This window comes from Pseudaminobacter soli (ex Li et al. 2025), from assembly GCF_029892515.1.
Taxonomy (GTDB): Bacteria; Pseudomonadota; Alphaproteobacteria; order Rhizobiales; family Rhizobiaceae; genus Pseudaminobacter; species Pseudaminobacter soli_A.
In genome coordinates this window covers 45,565-63,626 of record NZ_JARXVF010000009.1, presented here as the reverse complement: position 1 = coordinate 63,626, position 18,062 = coordinate 45,565, and the positions used below count along the sequence as shown (strand labels likewise).

Genomic DNA, 18,062 nt, shown 5'->3' with positions numbered 1-18,062 from the left:
TGGGCACGATGCCCTATACAAATCTTCTCGGCATCCACAGGCTGTTCTGTCAAAGGTAGGGCGATCCGAGCCACAGAATTCGCTCGATCAAACGCACCAGCAAAGGGCGGGCGCGCAGTCTTGCAAGCGTCACTTGCGTCGCCGAGCCGATGACGGTGTCAATATGGGCGTCGATCTTGCTCGCAAAACCGGCGTCCAGCACTTCAAGGTCGATTTCGAAGTTCAGCCTCAGCGATCGGGGATCGAGATTTGAAGAACCGACGAATGCCCAGTTGGAATCCACCGAAAGCAATTTGGAATGGTCGAAAGAACCATTTGCACGCCAGACCCGACAGTAACTTCTGAGGACCTGGTCGAATTGAGCCGTCATGGCACGGTCGACGAGGACGAGGTTGTTCGCGGACGGAACCACAATATCGATCTTTACCCCACGCAGGGCTGCTGTCGTCAGGGCACTGACTAATTCACGATCGGGCAGGAAATAGGGAGACATGATGCGAATAGAGTGCTGGGCCACGGAGAATGCGCCCATAAGCATCTTGTGGTTCGTCTCCAGGCTGGCATCGGGCCCAGAAGGAATAACTCGCGCAAACACCGGTCTGTCCGGGTCACCGGTCTGCGGCTCGAGTTGCCAGGCTTCGTCGCGCAGCCTCTCGCCGGCTGAGAAATACCAATCCTCAGCGGCGACCGCAAAGATGTCGGCTACGACCGGCCCTTTCACGCGAAAGTGCGTGTCACGTGCGCTGTGGGAACCCGCGAATTCCGTGGTAAACTCCTGGCGGATATTCATTCCCCCGACAAAGGCAATGGCGCCATCCACCACAAGGATCTTCCTGTGGGTTCTCAGATTGGCATAGGGCAGTCGCAGTCCCATGATGATGCTGCCGTTAAACACTTCGGTCGAGACGCCTCCCTCGCGGAGGTAACCAACGATGCTAGGAACCGAATAGCGTGCTCCGACCGCATCGATCAGCACCCGCACGCTCACCCCGTTTTTCACGGCCCCGATAAGGGTGTCGGCAAGCCGCATTCCAATCGGATCACGATCGAAGATATAGGTTTCCAGGATCACGCTGCGGCGCGCACCCGCAATCGCCTCGATCATCGCAGCATATGACTCATCACCTGTCTTCAGTATGTCGATGCTATTTGCCGTCGTCAGCGTATGATGAGTTATCCTGTCGCCCACCGACTTGAGAGCAGCAAATCGTCTGTCGAAGCGCTGTGCAACGATGTCATGGGTGGCATCGAAGCTCTGATGTGTCAGCATCTCATATCCCGCTGCCGATCTTCCAGCTGTGATCGAGCCGCGCCTTATCCGGTTTATTCCAGCAATCGCATAGACTAATGCGCCCACGATCGGCGACAGGAGGATGATGCCGACCCAGCCGATGGCCGAACGCACTTCGTCTTTCGTCATCGCCGCATGGGCAGCAGCGACCGCCGCGACCAGCACGGAGACAATGGCGAGGATATGAGGCCAGTACGTTGCGAGCAGGGTCCACATGGCAGACAACTTATGCAATCATCTGCTCGTTGTCGTGCGCGAGAGGCGCAATTTCCTGCCTCAACGATCGGCAAGCGCGGAAAGCCGGCATGACCTAACGTCGTGCCGCATCATATGAACGAAGCTTGTCGGTAATCATGCGCTTTGGCGCCATGCCTTGTTCCTTCAGAAGCCGCGTCAGCAGTCAGCAAGCGTCTGGCTGCTTTACTGTTTCGGGCCTCTGGACGATCTCATCGAGCACATAGCCGTCCTGGTCAACGGCGCGCCATTGCCAGCTTCTCTGATCATTGATGCGCACGACAAGCTCGTCGACATGCCAGGTGAACCTTGATCCCCAAACAGAACGAGAAAAGCTGACCAGGATCGTTGCTTCCACTCAAGCATTGACCCTGGCCGGCCTCGCCGGTCCAATGCAACGGGCTTCCCGGTTTGATCCGAGGCCCGCGCCCATGCTCGCTTGCCGCGCTGCCGATCAGTTGAACAACGCCGTCACGGACCACCGCGTTGACGATCGGCCGTGGTGCCCATCTCTTGCCGCTGATCTCCCGCAAAATATGCCTGCGGATAGCCAGGTCTTCGGCCATTTAGGCTTGGCGCGTTGCTGACCTGATTGAGGTCCTCGTCACCCCGTGGTCGCCGACGATAGACGGACGAGAGCTGACAGATTTGTGATCGCGTAGCCCCGCTGCCGCTGGTCCAGATGAAAAGAAATGAGTAAAATCAAGCATAAAGACAAAGCAAAGAAGCATGTTTTGAGCATAAAAGATGAAATAATTTGGATGGATTATAGACTGTTGTTCTTGCCGGTCTTTTGCTTTGGCTTAGATAAAGGCGTTGAACAGCAGGTGCGATTGCTCTGGGCTTGAGCCGCAAATGGGTCGTCGCAATCGGAAAGAATGGGACGTCCGGTGTCACCGGAGAGCGAAGGCTGGCTATAAGCAGCGTGGCGGTGCCGGCATGCTAGCGACGCTCGTGATCGGTTTGCTCGAAGGCCTGGAGGCATCGCTGCCGCCGTGCCGATCCCTCAGCAGAGGAAGCAACACATGCCGCGCACCAACCCTGCCACATGGATGCTTTTCGCAACGACCGCGTCGGCGGCTTTCATCACATCTGCCATCTCACCGGGCGCCGCCGCGCAGGGCAAGTCGGCGGCTCCCGTTGAGAACGGCGCCTCCCAAGTACGGATCACGCTGACCGCCGACAATGGCAATAGCTGTGCGCTCGACCACGCGACCGCAAAGGCTGGCCCCATCACATTTACCGTGACCAACAAAACTTCCACCGCGATCACCGAGGTCGAGCTGATGAGCAACAATCGCATCCTGGGCGAAAAGGAGAACCTCGCGCCCGGCCTGCCCTCGGTCGGCTTCACGCTGGCCCTCGGCGGTGGAACCTACCAGGTCTATTGCCCCGGCGCGGCGCAGGAGATGCAGAGCTTCACGGTGGTCGGCAAGGCCACCGCCGCTCCCTCCAGAAGAATAGCCGACATCCTCGCCACCGGAACCAAGGACTATGCCGGCTACGTCGATGGCGTCGTCGACGCCATGCTCATCTCCGTGCAACGGCTGAAAGCCGATATCGATACGGGCGACCTCGAAAGGGCCAAGGCCAACTATGCGAAGGCACGTCCCTTCTACGAACGCATCGAATCCGACGTCGGCGGCTTCGTGCTGCCCGGCTTCAAGCCGACCGACAATGCGGGCAATCTCGACTATCTCATCGACATGCGCGCCTCCAACCTCGACGACAAGGTGGGGTGGCATGGCTTCCATGCGATCGAGCGCGAGCTTTTCCAGGAGAACAAAATCACTCACGGCACCAAGGCGTTGGCCGCCGAACTGGAGAAGAACGTCGCCCAGCTCGACCGGCTGGTCAAGACGCTATCTTACAAGCCCGAGGATCTCGCCAACGGCGCCGCCGGTCTGCTGGAGGAGGTGCAGCGAAACAAAGTGACCGGGGAGGAAGAGGCGTTCAGCCACTACGATCTCGGTACTCTCGCCGGCAATGTCGAGGGTGCCGAGCAGGCCTTTGCCTTCCTCGAGCCGGGTCTTGAAAAGATCGATCCCGATCTCGCCAGGCAGGTGGGTGCCCAGTTCCTCAACGTAAAGACGCTGCTCGACACTTACCGCGACTCGAGCGTGCCCGGCGGCTACAAGGCCTATACCGTCGAACTGAAGGCGTCCGACGGCCCAAAGCTGAGCAAGACCGTGCTGGCGCTCCAGGAACCCTTGTCCAAGATCGCCGAGAAGGTGGCGCAGGCGTACTGACATGACTAACAGGGACATGTGGTATCTTGGTCCGAACAATCGGTTGTCACGCCGCGGCCTGCTCCTTGGAGCGACCGCTGGCACTCTCGGCGCCGCCGCTTCCGCGGTCGCGCCGGCAGCCCTCGCGATCACAGCCGACCCGCAGGACACGGTCGATCTAAGCCGGCAATACGACTTCTACGGCACCGGCGGGCAGGCAGGCATCCGCACCCCGCCGCAACGCCATGTCTTCTATATGGCGTTTGACCTGACCTCCGGGAGGCGCGCGGACCTGCAAGTACTGCTGGCGCGCTGGTCCGGAGCGATAGCGCAATTGATGAAGGGCGAGACAATCGGCGAGGTTGAGCCTCCGCGCGACAGCGCCGTTGGTTTCGACACCGGAGAGGCGCTGAGGCTCGGCCCGGCCTCGCTGACCGTAACGGTGGGGATCGGCCCTAGAGTGTTCAGCGATGCCTATGGTCTCGCCGACAAGAGGCCGCCTCTGATGCGAGCGCTCATGCCGCTGCCCAGCGATGCGTTCGACCCATATTATACAGGCGGCGACCTGTCGCTCCAAGCCTGCGCCGATGATCCGCAGGTTACTTATCACGCCGTGCGCGACCTCGCCCGCATCGCCAAGGCAACCGGAACTGCGGCCGTGCGCTGGACCGTCATCGGTTTCGGCCGCGCTTCTGCCGGCAAGGGACAGAGCACCCCCCGCAACCTGCTCGGCTTCAGAGACGGCACCCGTAACATTCGTGAAGACGCCGAATTCGACAGGTTCGTGTGGATCTCCGACGGTCCCGACTGGCAGCGCCACGGCTCTTATCAAGTTGTACGCAAGATCAAGATGAACATCGAGAACTGGGACACACACCGGGTGAGCGACCAGAACAACGTCTTTGGCCGTCACAAGGTTTCCGGCGCGCCCCTAACCGGCACCAAGGAGTCCGAGCAGCCGGATTTTCAGAAAATGGATGCTGATGGGACCCTCGTCATCCCGCCGACGGCGCATATCCGCCTGGCCGCGCACGAGAGCAATGACGGGATTAGGATCCTGCGCCGATCATACAACTACACGGACGGGCTTAGCGAGGTCGGCCTGCTCGACGCCGGTCTCTTGTTCATCTCGTACCAGAACGATCCTGCGCATTTCGAGGCGCTGCAAGCCAGGCTCGGCGCCTCCGACGCGCTCAACTCGTACATCTCCCACATAGGTTCAGCGATCTTCTATATTCCGCCCGCGCCCGCCGAGGGCTCCTACATCGGCGAAGCGTTCTTCACTTAGTCGCCCGCGCCAGCGCAGGGATGCGGGTGCAAACGGTGAGCCGGCGATTGTTGCCCGCGATCGGTTAGTTGGCAATGCACCGGTCAGGCGCTCGCTCTTCCGTATGACCATTATGGCTATCGCCGCATCCCGGCGATGCTGCACGAGGCAGGCTAGATTGTGAACGTGAGGCGTGTCGAGCGGATATGGGCCGTAGGGCACTCCCCTGCACTCGCCGACCATCGTCATCGGCGTATCGGTGCTGTTGCTTTGGGTGTTCTATCATTGGACGCGCGCAACAGACGATCTCGTTGCCACGCGTCGGAACGTCTAGTCTTCAGCACCGTTTTGACGGATATGGGTGAAGGACAAGGCAATGGCTAATACTCCCAAGGCAGCGGGTCTGAATATAGGCAACGTTCAGAAGGCGCTCGAGATGCAGATCGCGGACCTCCGCGGCGAGATAGGTAAGATCAACAATTCCATTGAGGAAAGGGGGGCCAGGCTGGCCCGCGAAGCGATCGAGACTGCGTCCGCCCGAGCTTCGCGTGCCGCAAAGCGGCTTGGCACGCAGACACAATCAATGTCTGAAGTCGCTCGCGGGACTTCAGGTGCTGTTACCTTAGTATTTGGAGCGGCGGCATTGCTCTGCTTCACGATCGGTGTCGCTGTAGGTATGAGGATCAACAGCCCAGGCCGCCGTAACTATTGGGGCTGAGCAGCATATTCGAGAGCCAAGATCCCCTCTTGCCGCCGCCGCGCCACGCGGCCATGCCCGACGATACCACGCTCGGCCTACGGCGCCTGCACGTCATAGCCATGCAGGGCATCCAAGAGCCGTTCGCCCGTAACATTGTTCCAGAGCTTGCGCATATGCTTCGGCAGCAGCCGGTATAGATCCTCGGCTGTACAGATGCCCGAGCGGATCAGCCGACGTTCCATGTTGCCACCGACGCCGGGAATGTCCGAAAGCTTCAGGGCGAGGAGAGGGGCGGGCAGGTCTTCCGGCCGCCACACCATGCAGCCGTCGCCGCACCTTTCGCCCGAGCTCTTGCCCGCCTTGCAAGCCATCTTGGCTAGTTGGCGATTGGCGGCAAAGACGATCGAGCAGGTCACGTAGGGGCCGACATTGCACGCCAGCGTGCTTTTCAGCCGCGCGGCCAGTTGAGCTCGGTCCACTCCTATTCCACGCCGCGAAAATTCATGTTTGGCATGAGATCAACTACAACACCCTCGGCCGGCGGCGAGCACGCTCGTGTCGCCGCCGGTCAATGGATACTTGCTAGTCCACGCGGACTCAGGCCTCGAGCCAGACCCGACTAGTGATGCGGCCGTTGGAAAGGTCGTTGCCGATATCCGGGACGAAGCCCTTCAGGCGGCTCGAGCAGGCGTTGATGTAGTCGTTGAACACCGGGAGGATCAGTCCGCCCTCGTCGCGCACCATCAGCGCCATGTCGCGGTAGAGCGTACGCCGCTTGACCTCATCGAGTTCGCCACGCGCCTTGACCGCCATCTTGTCGAAGTCGGGCCGCTTGAAGCGAGTGTCGTTCCAATCCGCGTTGGAGACGTAGGACGTAGAATAGCGCGCATCCTGCGTCGGGCGCCCGCCCCAGTAGGAGGCGCAGAACGGCTTGACGTTCCAGACTTCCGACCAGTAGCCGTCGCTCGGCTCGGGCCGCACATCGATCTTAATACCGGCTTTCTCCGCGCTTGCTTGAAATAGCTGAGCCGCGTCGACCGCGCCAGGGAAGGCAGCCTCAGAGGTACGCAGCAAGATCGGGTCCTGATGGCGCGATTTCTTGAAGTGGAAGGCGGCCTTATCGGGATCGTAGGTGCGCTGCTCTATATCGGTAGGCGCAAGCGCGTAATTGGCGTTGACGGGATAATCGTTGCCAATCGTGCCGAACCCGCCCAGCACCTGCTTGAGGATGGCCTCGCGGTCTACCGCATATTTGAGCGCCAGGCGCAAATCGTTGTTGTCGAACGGCGCGGCGTCGCAGTGCATCAGGAAGGAATAGAAACCCTTACCGGAGGTGCGCAGGATCTCGACGCCCGAAATCTGCTTCAATAACGGTACGACCTTCGGCACGATGGTATTGATGAAATCCACCTGGCCGGACCGCAAGGCGCTGGTCCTGGCCGTCAGGTCATTCATCACGGTGATGAGGACGCTATCGACATGGCCCCGGTCCTGACGCCAATCGTCCTTGTTTTTTTCAAATTCGGCACGAACGCCCGGTTCAAATGCAACCAGTTTATAGGGACCGGTGCCGACTGCGGCTGTCGGTTTGTCCACACCGCCGCGCGGCTGGATCTGGAGATGGTAGTCGGTAAAAATAAGCGGCAGGTCGGCATTGGCCTCCTTTAGCGTCACCACCATGTCGCCCGCACGCTCTTCGATGCGCTCTATCCCCGACAACAGGCCGAGCGCGCCGGATCGCGATGTTTCGCCGGCGTGGCGGCGTAGTGTCTCGATCGCATCGGTGACGGTCATCGGCGTGCCGTCGTGGAAACGAACGTCCTTGCGTATCTTGAATGTCCACTCCTTGACGTCGGCCGACGGCGACCAGCTTTCGGCCAACGAGGGTATCGCCGCGCCCGTCTTGGGATCGGATTCGACCAGGGTGTCGCCCCAGCAATGCGCGACCACAAAAGCAACGGTGGCAGTTGCCAAGGCGGGATCGAGCGTATCAGCGGAGGCACCGCCGTCCAGTCCCATCCGCAATTGTCCTCCCTTGACGGGCGTTTGAGCCTGGGCTGGTGATGCGAACGAGCCCGTAGCCGCTGAAAGGCTCAAACCGGCGCCTGCTTGAAGCAGCCCGCGACGCGAGATGTTGAATGTGTTGCCAGACGCACTCATGAAAGTCCCCTTTATGATGTTAGAGCGTTTCGCTCGATATTAGGTGGCGGCAGCGCCCTTTCGCGGTTTGACGCACAATTAGCAGGCTTAGGCCCTGAAGTGCCCCCCGTATATGTGGGTATCTGATTAGCCCTGGCGAGCGGAGTGCTTGCGGATGGCAGCCGAGATCGCGGCCAGTCCGCCGCGCAATTCATCCTCGTGAGGGTAGAGGAAGCCGATGCGCATGTGATTGCGCGGCATCTCGAACCAGTGGCCGGGTCCGACATAGGTGCCGTAGCCTTCCAGGAGGTCGGCGTAGAAATCTTCGAAATCGAAGCGCGGGCCGTGGCGGAAGCGCGGAAAGCAGACCACGCCCCCTTGCGGCTCGATCCATTCGATAAGCGGATCGTTTTCCACCCAGTCGCGCACGATGGCGAGGCGCTTGGCAAGATCCGGCGCCTGCGCGGCGAGGAAGGCGTCACGCCGTTCCAGGATGCGGGCGCCGATCCATTCGTCGACGACGCTGCCGCAGATGCCGATCTGTTCCTTGGCCGCCAGGAAGTGCTCCATCAGCGCGGCATCGCGCGTGACGATCCAGCCGACCCGGATACCTGGTGCGCCGTAGGCTTTGGATAGCGAAGCCACGCTGATCACGCTCGGGCTGAGCGAGGCGGCAAGCGGCAGCATCTCGCCATGGGTGAGGTCGCGGTATGTCTCGTCCACCAGCAACCGGCATCCCGATTTCTCGACCAACGCGACAAGTGCGTCTAGTTGCGTACGACTGATCATGGTTCCGGTGGGATTGTGCGGGCAGGTGATGCTGACGTAGCGGGTTTGAGGCCGCACCGCCTGGGCGATTTTCTCGATGTCGAGACTGAAGTCTTTGTCGAAATCGAGATCGATGAAAGTTATGTCGCAGCCGATCGCGCGCGGGGTCTCGATGTTGGTGGCATAGTTCGGCCGCACCACAATCAAATGCTCATCACGCGACAGAAGCGTGGTCGCGACGATGAAGAGCGCGCCGGCGGCGCCAGACGTGACCAGCACGTCTTCCGCAATAAGGCCCTTGCCTTGTGCGGCAACCAGCGCACGAAGCTGGGGGTCGCCACGATGCTCGCCATAGGGCAGCAGCAGATCCGGGATAGACAGGCCGAAATCCGAGAGCTTGCGGTCCCGCACCGAGCTTTCCGACAGGTTGAAGCGAATGCGGTCGTAGCCGTATTCCTCCGGCGACTCCTTCTCGATTACCATGCGCGCGTATTTCATGCTTTCCCCCGTCAGTTAGCCAACCGCGCGACGGCCTCGACAACCTGGTCGACCTCGTCGGCTGTGGTGTAGTGCGAAAGACCGAGCCGGGCGACGCCGCCCTTTTCGCGCAGGCCAAGCCTGCCTGAAGCCTCATGAGCGTAGAAGTCGCCTGCCCAGCCGAAGATGTTTTCCTCCGCCAAAGCGGCCGCGATCTCCTGCGGCGACCGCTTGGCCAGCCGGAAGCTGAACGTGGGCACGCGCGCATCCAGCCGGTTGCGTCCAACAATGCCGTAGAGCGCGAGGCCCGGAATGGACATGATGCCGGCGAGGAAACGATCCATCAGGCTGGCTTCGTAGGCGGTGGCCGCCTCCAATCCAGCAACGATGCGTTGGCGCAGCGTCGCTTCGGCGCCGGTGCCGCCGCAATGCTCGCCAAGCCAGGCGATGTGCTCGATCGCCGCCTGGGTGCCGGCTTGCGCCTCGAAGGAGGGCGTGCCCGGCGTATGGCGCCACGGCATGTCGAACGAGGCGGGCCGGACTTTTAGCGGCGCCAGGCGGTCACGCAGCGTTGCGGCCACGAACATCACCCCGGCGTGCGGACCGAAAAATTTGTATGCCGAGCCGGCAAGCAGGTCGCAGCCCATCGCGGCGACATCGATCGGCAAATGCGGCGCCGACTGGACGGCGTCTACCATGGTGACAGCGCCCACTGCCTTGCCGGCAGCGACGATGCGGGCGACATCGTTGACCGTCCCGAAGATGTTGCTGGCATGGTTGCAGGCGATCAGCCGCGTGCGAGGGCCGACCAGTTCGTCCAGCATGTCGTAGCGATACTCGAACGTCTCGGGATCGAAATCGAGCCAACGGATGGTGACGCCGCGCTCCTCGGCGGCGATGATCCAGGGACCGACATTGCCGTCGTGATCCATGCGGGTGAGCACGATCTCGTCGCCCGGCCGCCAGTCACGCGCCACCATGCGTGAGAAATGGAAGATCAGCGAAGTACTGTTCTGGCCGAACACAACCTCGTCCGGCTGCGCGCCAAGGAAGGCGGCGGCTGCCGCGTGCGCGCCCATCATGATGCGGTCGCTGTCATGCGAAGTTCGGAAGGCGCCGCCCTCATTGGCGCAACTGCGCAGCATCACCTCGCTCATGCGCTCGACCACCCGGGCCGGCACCTGCGAGCCCCCCGGCGCATCGAGATAGACACGTGACTTGCCGTTGTCTGCGATCGCCAGCGCCGGAAAAGCCGCGCGCACGGCCTCAATGTCCCATCGTGCAGTGGTCATTAAAATGTCCTTTCAGGCCGGCCGCGCGGCCTCGATCGCTGCTGTCAATTCTTTATAATAGAAACTCCCGCCGCAAAGGACGACCGCATTGACCTGACCGCGGTAGCGGTCCTGTTGCTTCAGCAGGCCCGCCAGCAAGCCCGGCGGCACCTTCGACCAGCAGAAGCTCTTCGATAGCCAGCCGGCTCACATCAGGAGCGGAGCCCGAGTTGCAAGAGACCGTAGACCTTCCAACACCACGTCATGCTTCATCTGTGCGAAAGGCCACGCAGCGCCAAGCTGAGTGAACGCGCCAAGCGTAACAACCGCCATTTCGCAAAGTGACAAGCGGATTATGCGAATATCTCCGCAAGTTCCTTCACATCGGTGCCTTCCTTGACGTAGCGCAGCTCGACATAGGAAACGGCTATGGCAATGGAAACGACGACCGACGTAACCGCCGACAGTATGGCCACTACTGCGGTGGCGAGGACTGTTCCCAAAAAGGACGTTACTGCCAGCGCCAAAAGCCCCAGCACCAATTGCAGGGCCACCAGCGCGATGATCATAATGATCCAGAGCCCGAAGATGCGCCAGCGACTTCCCTTCGTCAGTTCGGCGCTACGCTTCATGCTCGCGAGGACGCCGCGCCGTTCATGTACAAGCGCCGGAACTGCGGCCGACCACCTAGCCAGCAGGTAAATTCCTGGAATGATCAGCAGCATGAAGCCGATAGCGACGCCAAGACTCATCAGGATGGACAGGCCGATGATCGGCAGGATCAACGCGATCCCACGGTTCAGCGCGTCGGCGAATGTCGGCTGCTGCCCGTTCAGGTCCTCGATCGTCGCCCGCACCAGACCCGCCTGCAGGATTGAGGCCAGCACCATGTAGACGACGAAAAAAACGATTGCTCCAAAGGCTGACACGCCGTCGAAGACGAGGGGCGACGGCGTACCGGACTCCATAGCGGCTTGCGTCCGCGATCCGACCCAAAGCTGATACAGGAAGTTTGGAATGCCGGAGAAGATCATGGCGAGTCCGAGGCAGAGCCAGAAATTACGTGCCAGCACTCCAAACGTATCGCCGAATACGCGGCCGATGCGATATCCCACCGGCCGGCTGTAACTTGCCACACTCATATAACTTCCCCTCCTTTTGCAGCGGTATCCCTCTCGCCGCACCACAAGCTCAGGTTGCCAATCTTTACGCGTTTCGTCTAGCATCACTTGCATTTTCCACACGCCATTGTCATAGGATGCTGCCCTAAGGGCGGAGGGGGCATGGAAGGCAGCGACTCGATGTCGGACCGAACTGCGGGCGGCCTGGCGAATGCGCATAGCCGGTTGCTGACGGATGCTTCCATTCAATTCGACCTGCCGACCTACGTGCCGCCGAAGCCGCCGACATGGCTGAAACCGCTGATTGAATCTCTGCGGTGGCTGGCGCCTTACATGATCAACATCTTCTGGACCGCCGTCATCGCCGGCGCGGCGGTCATCCTCACCCTCGTGTTCCTTGAACTGAAGGGCGTCGCGTGGCGTTTTCCTTGGCAGGCCAAGCCCGAGGAGGTCGAGCCGGAGGAGACCTGGCGTCCCGACGCCGTTGCGGCGCGCAGCTTGCTGTCCGAGGCCGACGTGCTCGCCGCGCGCGGCGACTACGACGAGGCGGTGCACCTGCTGCTGCGCCGCAGCGTCGAGGATATCTCCGAGCGCATGCCGTATTTCCTTCGGCCGTCGCTGACAGCGCGCGACATCGCCGGCGCGACGCTGCTGCCAGCCGTGGCGCGCGCCGCCTTCGCCAAGATGGCCCGCATTGTCGAAGCCGCGCTGTTCGCCAGAAGGCCGGTCGGTGTCGAGGGCTGGCGGGAGGCCCGCGAAGCCTATGAACGCTTCGCCTTCCGGGAGGCCTGGGCATGAGTGGGCCGGTTCCGCTGGCCATGGCCGAGTCGCCGTTCAACCGGCGCACCATATTCTGGGGCGTTTTGGCCAGCCTGATCGCCGCCGCAGGCTTCGTGCTTCTGTCGACATACGCGCCGGACTTCCGCCTCGGCCAGAAGGGCGGCGCCTCGGCCCTGTCGAAAAGCGGCACGGGTTTTGCCGGCCTGGTCGAGCTTATGACCCTGCTGGATGACGAGCCGGAGACGGCGCGCAGCCTCGACGAACTTAACTGGGACGGACTGGCCGTGGTGACGATTGGGCCGCAAAGCGACCCTGACGCGCTGAAGGATATCTTCGGCGCCCGCAGCGGGCTGACGACGCTGTTCGTCCTGCCCAAGTGGCGGACCATTCCCTATCCCGGCCGCGAAGGCTGGGAAAGTAAGGTCGACCGGCTTTCGGCCGGCGAGGTCGATCAATGGCTCGCCCGTTTCACGGAGGCGAAGATCGGCCGCGACAAGGTCGACGTCCAGCGCCTCCAGGTCCGCGGCGGTGCCTTCGCGGCGCCCGCGCCGCCGGACCTGCAATGGGCGATCTCGGCAAATGCCATGATCTCGGCCGGCGGTGACCGCGCAGTGCTGATCGAGGCGAAGGACGAACCGTTTTTCGTGCTCACCGATCCGGACCTTCTCGACAACGCCGCGCTGAAAGACCCTGAGCGGGCTACCGCCGCCGTCGGCCTGATCGAATTTGTGCGGCCCAACGACGAGCCGGTGATATTCGATCTCACCTTGCACGGCGCCAACCGCAAGCACGATTTGGTTAAGCTGCTGCTGGAGCCGCCGTTTCTGGCGCTGACGCTGTCCGTTTTCGCCGCCGCGGCTTTGGCGCTGCTGCACGGGCTCGGCCGCTTCGGGCCGGCAGAGGCGGAGACCCGTGCCATTCCCTTCGGCAAGCGGGCGCTGGTGGAGACCACCGCGCGGCTGATGCACCGCGCCGGCAGACTCGACCTTCTGGGTCCGCGCTATGCGGCTCTGATGCGCCGCCGTGCCGCCGCGATCCTCGGCGCTCCCCAGGGATTGCGCGACGATGCGCTCGACGACTGGATCGCAGGCCGCGACAAGGATGGCAGGGATGGCTACGCATCGCTGTCGGACCGAGTGCGCAAGGCCGGCAACGAGACTGACCTGACGGCGGACGCCCGCCGGCTGCACCAATGGATCGCAAGGAGGTTCCGTGAACGTCGATGATGTCAAGGCCGCCGCCGGCCGTATCAAGGCCGAAGTCGGCAAGGCGATCACCGGGCAGGCCGATACGGTCGACCTGATGCTGACGGCGTTGTTCGCCGGCGGCCACATCCTGCTGGAAGGTCCGCCCGGCACCGCCAAGACCATGATCGCCCGCTCTTTCGCCCAGGCGCTCGGCGTCGTCTATGGCCGCATCCAGTTCACCCCTGACCTGATGCCGGGCGACATCGTCGGCTCAAACATCTACAATTTCCAGACCGGCCAGTTTACGCTGACCCGCGGTCCGATCTTCTGCGATCTTCTGCTCGCCGACGAGATCAATCGCACGCCGCCGAAGACCCAGGCCGCACTGCTCGAAGCCATGCAGGAGAACGCTGTAACCTTCGACGGTACCACCCATTCGCTCGGCAGCAACTTCATGGTCGTCGCGACCCAGAACCCGATCGAGCATCAGGGTGTATATCCGCTGCCCGAAGCCCAGCTCGACCGTTTTCTGTTCAAGCATAAGGTCTCCTATCCAAGCGCATCGGAAGAGCGCGCCATCATCGTCCATCACGGCGGCGCTGGCGCCCGCAAGATCGAGGATTTCGAGATCGAGGCGCAACTCGACGGCGACGACCTCCAGGCGGCGCTAGCGACGGTGAGTTCGGTGACGCTGGTCGACGAGGTGGTCGACTACATCGCCCGGCTGGTGCGCGCCACGCGCGACAGCGCCGAGCTGGAAGTCGGCGCCAGCCCACGCGCCGGCGTCATGCTGGCCCGCGCTGCCCGCGCCCGCGCCGCCCTCGACGGCCGTGCCTATGTCATCCCCGACGACGTCAAGACGCTCGCCGTGCCGGCGCTTCGGCATCGTGTCCTCCTGTCGCCTGCCGCACAGATCGACGGCCGCGAGATCGAGCAGATCGTCGGTGACCTCGTCGACCGGACGGAGGCGCCGCGTTGATCTACCCGACCGGCCGTTGCGTCTGGGTGGCCGTCATCGGCGTCATCCCAGCCTTTCTGGTGGCGCTGGCGCTGCCGTCGGTCTGGTATCTCGGCCTGCTGTGGGTCTGCGTGCTTTTGGGGTTCCTGGCTGTCGACGCCTCCGCCGGGCCCGGCCGCGCCTCGCTGACGGCCGGCCTCCGATCAATCCCCCAAGTCGGCATTGGCGGGCAGTTCCCGGTCTTCATCAGCGCCTATTTCGCCGGCAAGTGGCCGAGCCGCATCGAGGCCCGACTTGCCTATGACGAACGGATCGTCCCGCTCGGCGAGGCGGGCGGTGCACTTTATCCGACGGCCGAGGGTGGTGGCCTGGAACTTCACTTCCGCGCCGTGCGGCGCGGCATGGCAAGCCTCGACCGTCTGTGGCTGCGCTGGCCGGGACCATTCGGGCTCACCTGGAAACAGGTCGCCCTGCCCATGGACAACAAGGTGGCAGTGCTGCCCAACATCGCCGGCGTGCGCGACGACGCCATCTCGCTGCTGCAGCGCGACGCTCTGATGGAAGGCAAGGAGCAGCGCCGCTCCGGCCAAGGCCGCGAGTTCGAGGCGCTCAAGGACTACCAGCCCGGCATGGGCCGGCGCATGATCGACTGGAAGCGCAGCGCCCGTCACAGCAAGCTGGTGGCCCGCGAATTCCGGGTCGAGCAGAACAACAACATCGTGCTCGCAATCGATTCCGGCAGGCTGATGTGCGAGCCGATCGACGGCGTGGCCAAACTCGACCGCGCCGTCACCGCCGCCCTGCTCACCGCCTTCGTCGCGCTGAGGGGCGGCGACATGGTAGGCCTATTCAGCTTCGACGCCCGTCCGCGCGTTATCGGCAAGGCGGTGCGCGGCGCGGCCGGCTTTACGACAGTACAGAAGCGCGCCGCCGAGATCGACTATTCCAACGAGGAGACCAATTTCACCCTCGCGCTGACCACGCTGTCCGCCCAGCTCGACCAGCGCTCGCTGATCGTCGTCTTCACCGACTTCGTCGACCCGATCAGCGCCGAGCTGATGCTGCGCACCGTCGGCCGCCTTACTGAGCGGCATCTGGTCCTGTTCATGCTGATGAAAGACGAGGAACTGGAGACGCTGTCGGACACCGAGCCGGAGAAAGGCGAGGATGTCGCGCGTTCGGTCATCGCCGGCGGCCTGCTGCGCGAGCGCGACTTGGTCATCGCGAGGTTGCGGCGGCTAGGCGCGCATGTGGTGGAGGCAGACCACCGCCGCCTCGGCCTCGAACTGGTGCGGCATTATCTCGACCTCAAACGGGAGAATCTGCTGTGAACGCCCCGGTCTCCGTCGACGGCGTCCGACAGTCGCTTGCCAGCTTCCGCTCGGAACGCGAGCGGGATTGGAAAGCGTTCGAGGAGTTGATCGCCCGCGCCGAAAAGCGTTCGCCAAAAGCTCTTACCGACGAGGAGCTTCTGTCGCTGCCGGTGCTTTACCGTTCGACGCTTTCGGCGCTGTCGGTGGCCCGCGCCACCTCACTGGACAACGGGCTGATCGCCTATCTCGAATCGCTCAGCCTGCGCGGTTATTTCTACCTCTACGGCGCTCGGCGCGGCCTCATCGAGCGCATCGCCGACTTCTTCGTCCACGATTGGCCCAGCGCCATCCGCGACCTATGGCGCGAGACGCTCGCATCTGTGGCGCTAATGGTGCTTGGCTTCGTTGCCGGCTTCCGGCTCGTGGCCTTCGACAAGACCTGGTACGACGCCATCATCCCCGCCGACCTCGCCGGCGGAAGAGGCCCGGACGCATCCGTCGAGTGGCTGCGCCAGGGCCTTTATGACGGCGGCGGCGGCTATCTCTCCACCTTCGCGGCATACCTCTTCACCCATAACGTCCAGGTGTCGATACTTGCCTTTGCGCTGGGCTTCGCGCTCGCCGTGCCGACGGTCCTGCTCATCTTGATGAACGGCTGCATCCTCGGCGCAATGTTTTACGTCTTCTGGTCGAAAGGCCTGGTCTACGAATTCGGCGGCTGGTTGTTCATCCACGGCAGCACCGAGCTCTTCGCCATCTGTATTGCCGGCGCCGCCGGCATGCGGATCGGCACCCGCATCGCCTTTCCCGGTTCCCTGTCGCGCATCAAGGCCGCGGCGAAAGCTGGCCGCGTCGCTGCCAGCGCCATGGTCGGCGTTGCCATGATGCTGATGGCCGCTGGCCTGCTCGAAGGCTTCGGTCGCCAGCTCATCACCAGCGATGGCCTGCGTTATCTCATCGGCGGCAGCTTCCTGGCTCTGTGGTTAGCCTATTTCTATCTAGTCCAGGCCGATACCGGGGACGAAAAAACCTGATGGCGCGATCGAGGCATAGGGAAGCCGCATCCCGGCTGCGCTCGCTGGTCACGCCAGAGGGCGTCGATCTCGGCGTCGTACTCGCCGATGCGGGCACGCGCGCCGGCGCCTTTTTGCTCGACGCCTTTTTCATCATGATCGCCGGCTTCCTCATCAGCCTTGTCGCGCTGTTCGGCCTGGGCGGCCTTGGCATCGATAGCCGCGAGCCGATTGCCGTCGTTTGGATCGTGCTCGTCTTCTTCCTGCGCAACGCCTATTTCCTCGCCTTCGAGGCGCGGCGCGGCGCACGCACCCTGGGTAAGCGCATCATGGGCCTGCGCGTCGCCTCCCGTGACGGCTCGGGGCTGGCCATCGACCAGGTGATCGCCAGAAACCTGATGCGCGAGATCGAGGTATTCCTGCCGCTGTCAATGCTGCTGGCGCGCGCAGGAACCGGCGTCGCCGACACGCTGACCACCATGTTCGGTGCGGCCTGGGCGTTGGGCTTCGCGCTGTTTCCGCTGTTCAACCGCGACCGCATGCGCATCGGTGACCTGCTCGCCGGCACCTGGGTCATCGAGGTACCGAAGCGGACGCTCGCTGAGGATCTGACGCAACGGTCCGATTCGATAATCCGTGCCTTCCGGTTTACCCCAGAGCAACTGGACGTCTACGGGATCGCCGAATTGCACAAGTTGGAGGAGATCTTGCGCGGCGACAACGATGCGGCGCTGAGCACCGTTGCAAAAGCGATCGGGGACAAGATTGGCGTGCCGTATGGCGACGATCGCGCGCGACCCTTCCTCATCGCCTACCATGGTGAACTGCGGGCCTATCTCGAGCGCAAGCTGCTTCTGGGCAAGCGTCGGATCAATAAGCACGACGCTTGAAAAAGGCCGGCTGGCCCCCGGAGATATTACCGGTTTCACCGAAAGCCTTTTATAGGTGCGATGCATAAGGGGGATGTAGAGCGATAATTAGGCGATCTTGGCCCGTAGTGCCTCGTCGGCCATCTCGTTGTGATTGTGCCTTGCCGGCGTAGGACAGCGACCAGATCGCGTCTGAAATCGTCATCGAGATGGCGATGCGCTCCACCACAGCGTTGCGATCCGGCATGAGGAAACAGGACTGCATTGCCTTGTACAATCACCTCGCGAAGCGTCTAAGGTTAAGGACGTCGCTGAACACGCCTGTCGTCAACACTCGGGACGCCCCCCGGTTTGCAGGGTAGTATCGAAAGAGATAGCCGCCATTCGGTGTCGTTGTAAGCGTGTCGCATGCGAATGCCCCCGTTTTAGAGCTTGATTCACGCTTG

At 62.4% G+C, this 18,062-nt stretch carries 17 protein-coding genes and 1 pseudogene; 10 read left to right on the top strand and 8 right to left on the bottom strand.

Features of this window, described 5'->3' with window-relative positions; all coding sequences use genetic code 11:
- Window positions 1-49 precede the first annotated feature (49 nt).
- Together cls and M2281_RS25620 are read right to left on the bottom strand one after the other, a co-directional pair.
- Window positions 50-1,507: a cardiolipin synthase gene (gene cls / locus M2281_RS25625; RefSeq protein WP_280824044.1), complete on the bottom strand. Its 1,458-nt coding sequence runs from the start codon at window positions 1,505-1,507 to the stop codon at window positions 50-52.
- 97 nt (window positions 1,508-1,604) lie between these two features.
- Window positions 1,605-1,826, bottom strand: a pseudogene (locus M2281_RS25620) (DDE-type integrase/transposase/recombinase); the annotation flags it as partial.
- A gap of 391 nt (window positions 1,827-2,217) precedes the next feature.
- Here M2281_RS25620 and M2281_RS25615 point away from each other — a divergent pair.
- The 4 genes from M2281_RS25615 to M2281_RS25600 all read left to right on the top strand — a co-directional run bounded on the left by M2281_RS25615 (window position 2,218) and on the right by M2281_RS25600 (window position 5,738).
- Entirely contained in the window at window positions 2,218-2,373 is a 156-nt protein-coding gene (locus M2281_RS25615) for a hypothetical protein (RefSeq protein ID WP_280824043.1), read from the top strand.
- A 177-nt stretch (window positions 2,374-2,550) separates the two neighbouring features.
- On the top strand, window positions 2,551-3,774 hold the full coding sequence (gene efeO, locus M2281_RS25610; protein WP_280824042.1) for an iron uptake system protein EfeO: 1,224 nt from the start codon (window positions 2,551-2,553) through the stop codon (window positions 3,772-3,774).
- Between the two features lies 1 nt (window position 3,775).
- Window positions 3,776-5,041: a Dyp-type peroxidase gene (locus tag M2281_RS25605; RefSeq protein ID WP_280824041.1), complete on the top strand. Its 1,266-nt coding sequence runs from the start codon at window positions 3,776-3,778 to the stop codon at window positions 5,039-5,041.
- Between the two features lie 355 nt (window positions 5,042-5,396).
- On the top strand, window positions 5,397-5,738 hold the full coding sequence (locus tag M2281_RS25600; protein ID WP_280824040.1) for a hypothetical protein: 342 nt from the start codon (window positions 5,397-5,399) through the stop codon (window positions 5,736-5,738).
- Window positions 5,739-5,815: 77 nt separating this feature from the next.
- Here M2281_RS25600 and M2281_RS25595 read toward each other — a convergent pair whose 3' ends face one another.
- From M2281_RS25595 to M2281_RS25570, 6 genes are all read right to left on the bottom strand, one after another.
- Window positions 5,816-6,199, bottom strand: coding sequence for a DNA polymerase thumb domain-containing protein (locus tag M2281_RS25595; protein ID WP_280824039.1), 384 nt, complete (start codon window positions 6,197-6,199; stop codon window positions 5,816-5,818).
- A gap of 118 nt (window positions 6,200-6,317) precedes the next feature.
- On the bottom strand, window positions 6,318-7,880 hold the full coding sequence (locus tag M2281_RS25590; RefSeq protein ID WP_280824038.1) for an ABC transporter substrate-binding protein: 1,563 nt from the start codon (window positions 7,878-7,880) through the stop codon (window positions 6,318-6,320).
- A 126-nt stretch (window positions 7,881-8,006) separates the two neighbouring features.
- The gene (locus M2281_RS25585; protein WP_280824037.1) at window positions 8,007-9,125 is read right to left on the bottom strand and encodes an aminotransferase class I/II-fold pyridoxal phosphate-dependent enzyme; all 1,119 of its coding nucleotides are present in this window, start codon (window positions 9,123-9,125) and stop codon (window positions 8,007-8,009) included.
- Between the two features lie 11 nt (window positions 9,126-9,136).
- Entirely contained in the window at window positions 9,137-10,396 is a 1,260-nt protein-coding gene (locus M2281_RS25580) for a cysteine desulfurase-like protein (RefSeq protein WP_280824036.1), read from the bottom strand.
- Window positions 10,397-10,408: 12 nt separating this feature from the next.
- Window positions 10,409-10,534: a hypothetical protein gene (locus M2281_RS25575; RefSeq protein ID WP_280824035.1), complete on the bottom strand. Its 126-nt coding sequence runs from the start codon at window positions 10,532-10,534 to the stop codon at window positions 10,409-10,411.
- A 194-nt stretch (window positions 10,535-10,728) separates the two neighbouring features.
- A complete protein-coding gene (locus tag M2281_RS25570) occupies window positions 10,729-11,601 on the bottom strand; it encodes a glycerophosphoryl diester phosphodiesterase membrane domain-containing protein (RefSeq protein ID WP_280824034.1) in 873 nt (290 codons plus the stop codon).
- 57 nt (window positions 11,602-11,658) lie between these two features.
- Between M2281_RS25570 and M2281_RS25565 the strand changes: the two genes are divergently transcribed.
- The 6 genes from M2281_RS25565 to M2281_RS25540 are packed head-to-tail and all read left to right on the top strand — an operon-like array spanning window position 11,659 to window position 17,637.
- Window positions 11,659-12,294 (top strand): DUF4129 domain-containing protein, encoded by a 636-nt coding sequence (locus tag M2281_RS25565; protein ID WP_280824033.1) that lies wholly within the window; start codon window positions 11,659-11,661, stop codon window positions 12,292-12,294.
- Window positions 12,291-13,502 (top strand): DUF4350 domain-containing protein, encoded by a 1,212-nt coding sequence (locus M2281_RS25560; protein ID WP_280824032.1) that lies wholly within the window; start codon window positions 12,291-12,293, stop codon window positions 13,500-13,502. The genes M2281_RS25565 and M2281_RS25560 overlap by 4 nt, the downstream gene beginning before the upstream one ends.
- Window positions 13,489-14,442, top strand: a complete 954-nt coding sequence (locus tag M2281_RS25555) for an AAA family ATPase (protein ID WP_280824031.1) — start codon at window positions 13,489-13,491, stop codon at window positions 14,440-14,442. Before M2281_RS25560 ends, M2281_RS25555 begins: the two co-directional genes overlap by 14 nt.
- On the top strand, window positions 14,439-15,752 hold the full coding sequence (locus M2281_RS25550) for a DUF58 domain-containing protein (RefSeq protein ID WP_280824030.1): 1,314 nt from the start codon (window positions 14,439-14,441) through the stop codon (window positions 15,750-15,752). The genes M2281_RS25555 and M2281_RS25550 overlap by 4 nt, the downstream gene beginning before the upstream one ends.
- Window positions 15,749-16,768, top strand: coding sequence for a stage II sporulation protein M (locus tag M2281_RS25545; protein WP_280824029.1), 1,020 nt, complete (start codon window positions 15,749-15,751; stop codon window positions 16,766-16,768). Before M2281_RS25550 ends, M2281_RS25545 begins: the two co-directional genes overlap by 4 nt.
- A complete protein-coding gene (locus tag M2281_RS25540; protein WP_280824028.1) occupies window positions 16,768-17,637 on the top strand; it encodes an RDD family protein in 870 nt (289 codons plus the stop codon). The genes M2281_RS25545 and M2281_RS25540 overlap by 1 nt, the downstream gene beginning before the upstream one ends.
- The last annotated feature ends 425 nt before the right edge of the window (window positions 17,638-18,062 follow it).

Bases quoted from the DNA above. Each gene is read 5' to 3' on its own strand.
- M2281_RS25565 (WP_280824033.1), top strand. From the start codon at position 11,659: ATGGAAGGCAGCGACTCGATGTCGGACCGAACTGCGGGCGGCCTGGCG.
- M2281_RS25570 (WP_280824034.1), bottom strand. From the start codon at position 11,601: ATGCTAGACGAAACGCGTAAAGATTGGCAACCTGAGCTTGTGGTGCGG.
- M2281_RS25585 (WP_280824037.1), bottom strand. From the start codon at position 9,125: ATGAAATACGCGCGCATGGTAATCGAGAAGGAGTCGCCGGAGGAATAC.
- cls (WP_280824044.1), bottom strand. From the start codon at position 1,507: ATGTGGACCCTGCTCGCAACGTACTGGCCTCATATCCTCGCCATTGTC.
- M2281_RS25615 (WP_280824043.1), top strand. From the start codon at position 2,218: ATGAGTAAAATCAAGCATAAAGACAAAGCAAAGAAGCATGTTTTGAGC.
- M2281_RS25580 (WP_280824036.1), bottom strand. From the start codon at position 10,396: ATGACCACTGCACGATGGGACATTGAGGCCGTGCGCGCGGCTTTTCCG.
- M2281_RS25605 (WP_280824041.1), top strand. From the start codon at position 3,776: ATGACTAACAGGGACATGTGGTATCTTGGTCCGAACAATCGGTTGTCA.
- M2281_RS25590 (WP_280824038.1), bottom strand. From the start codon at position 7,880: ATGAGTGCGTCTGGCAACACATTCAACATCTCGCGTCGCGGGCTGCTT.
- efeO (WP_280824042.1), top strand. From the start codon at position 2,551: ATGCCGCGCACCAACCCTGCCACATGGATGCTTTTCGCAACGACCGCG.
- M2281_RS25560 (WP_280824032.1), top strand. From the start codon at position 12,291: ATGAGTGGGCCGGTTCCGCTGGCCATGGCCGAGTCGCCGTTCAACCGG.
- M2281_RS25600 (WP_280824040.1), top strand. From the start codon at position 5,397: ATGGCTAATACTCCCAAGGCAGCGGGTCTGAATATAGGCAACGTTCAG.
- M2281_RS25540 (WP_280824028.1), top strand. From the start codon at position 16,768: ATGGCGCGATCGAGGCATAGGGAAGCCGCATCCCGGCTGCGCTCGCTG.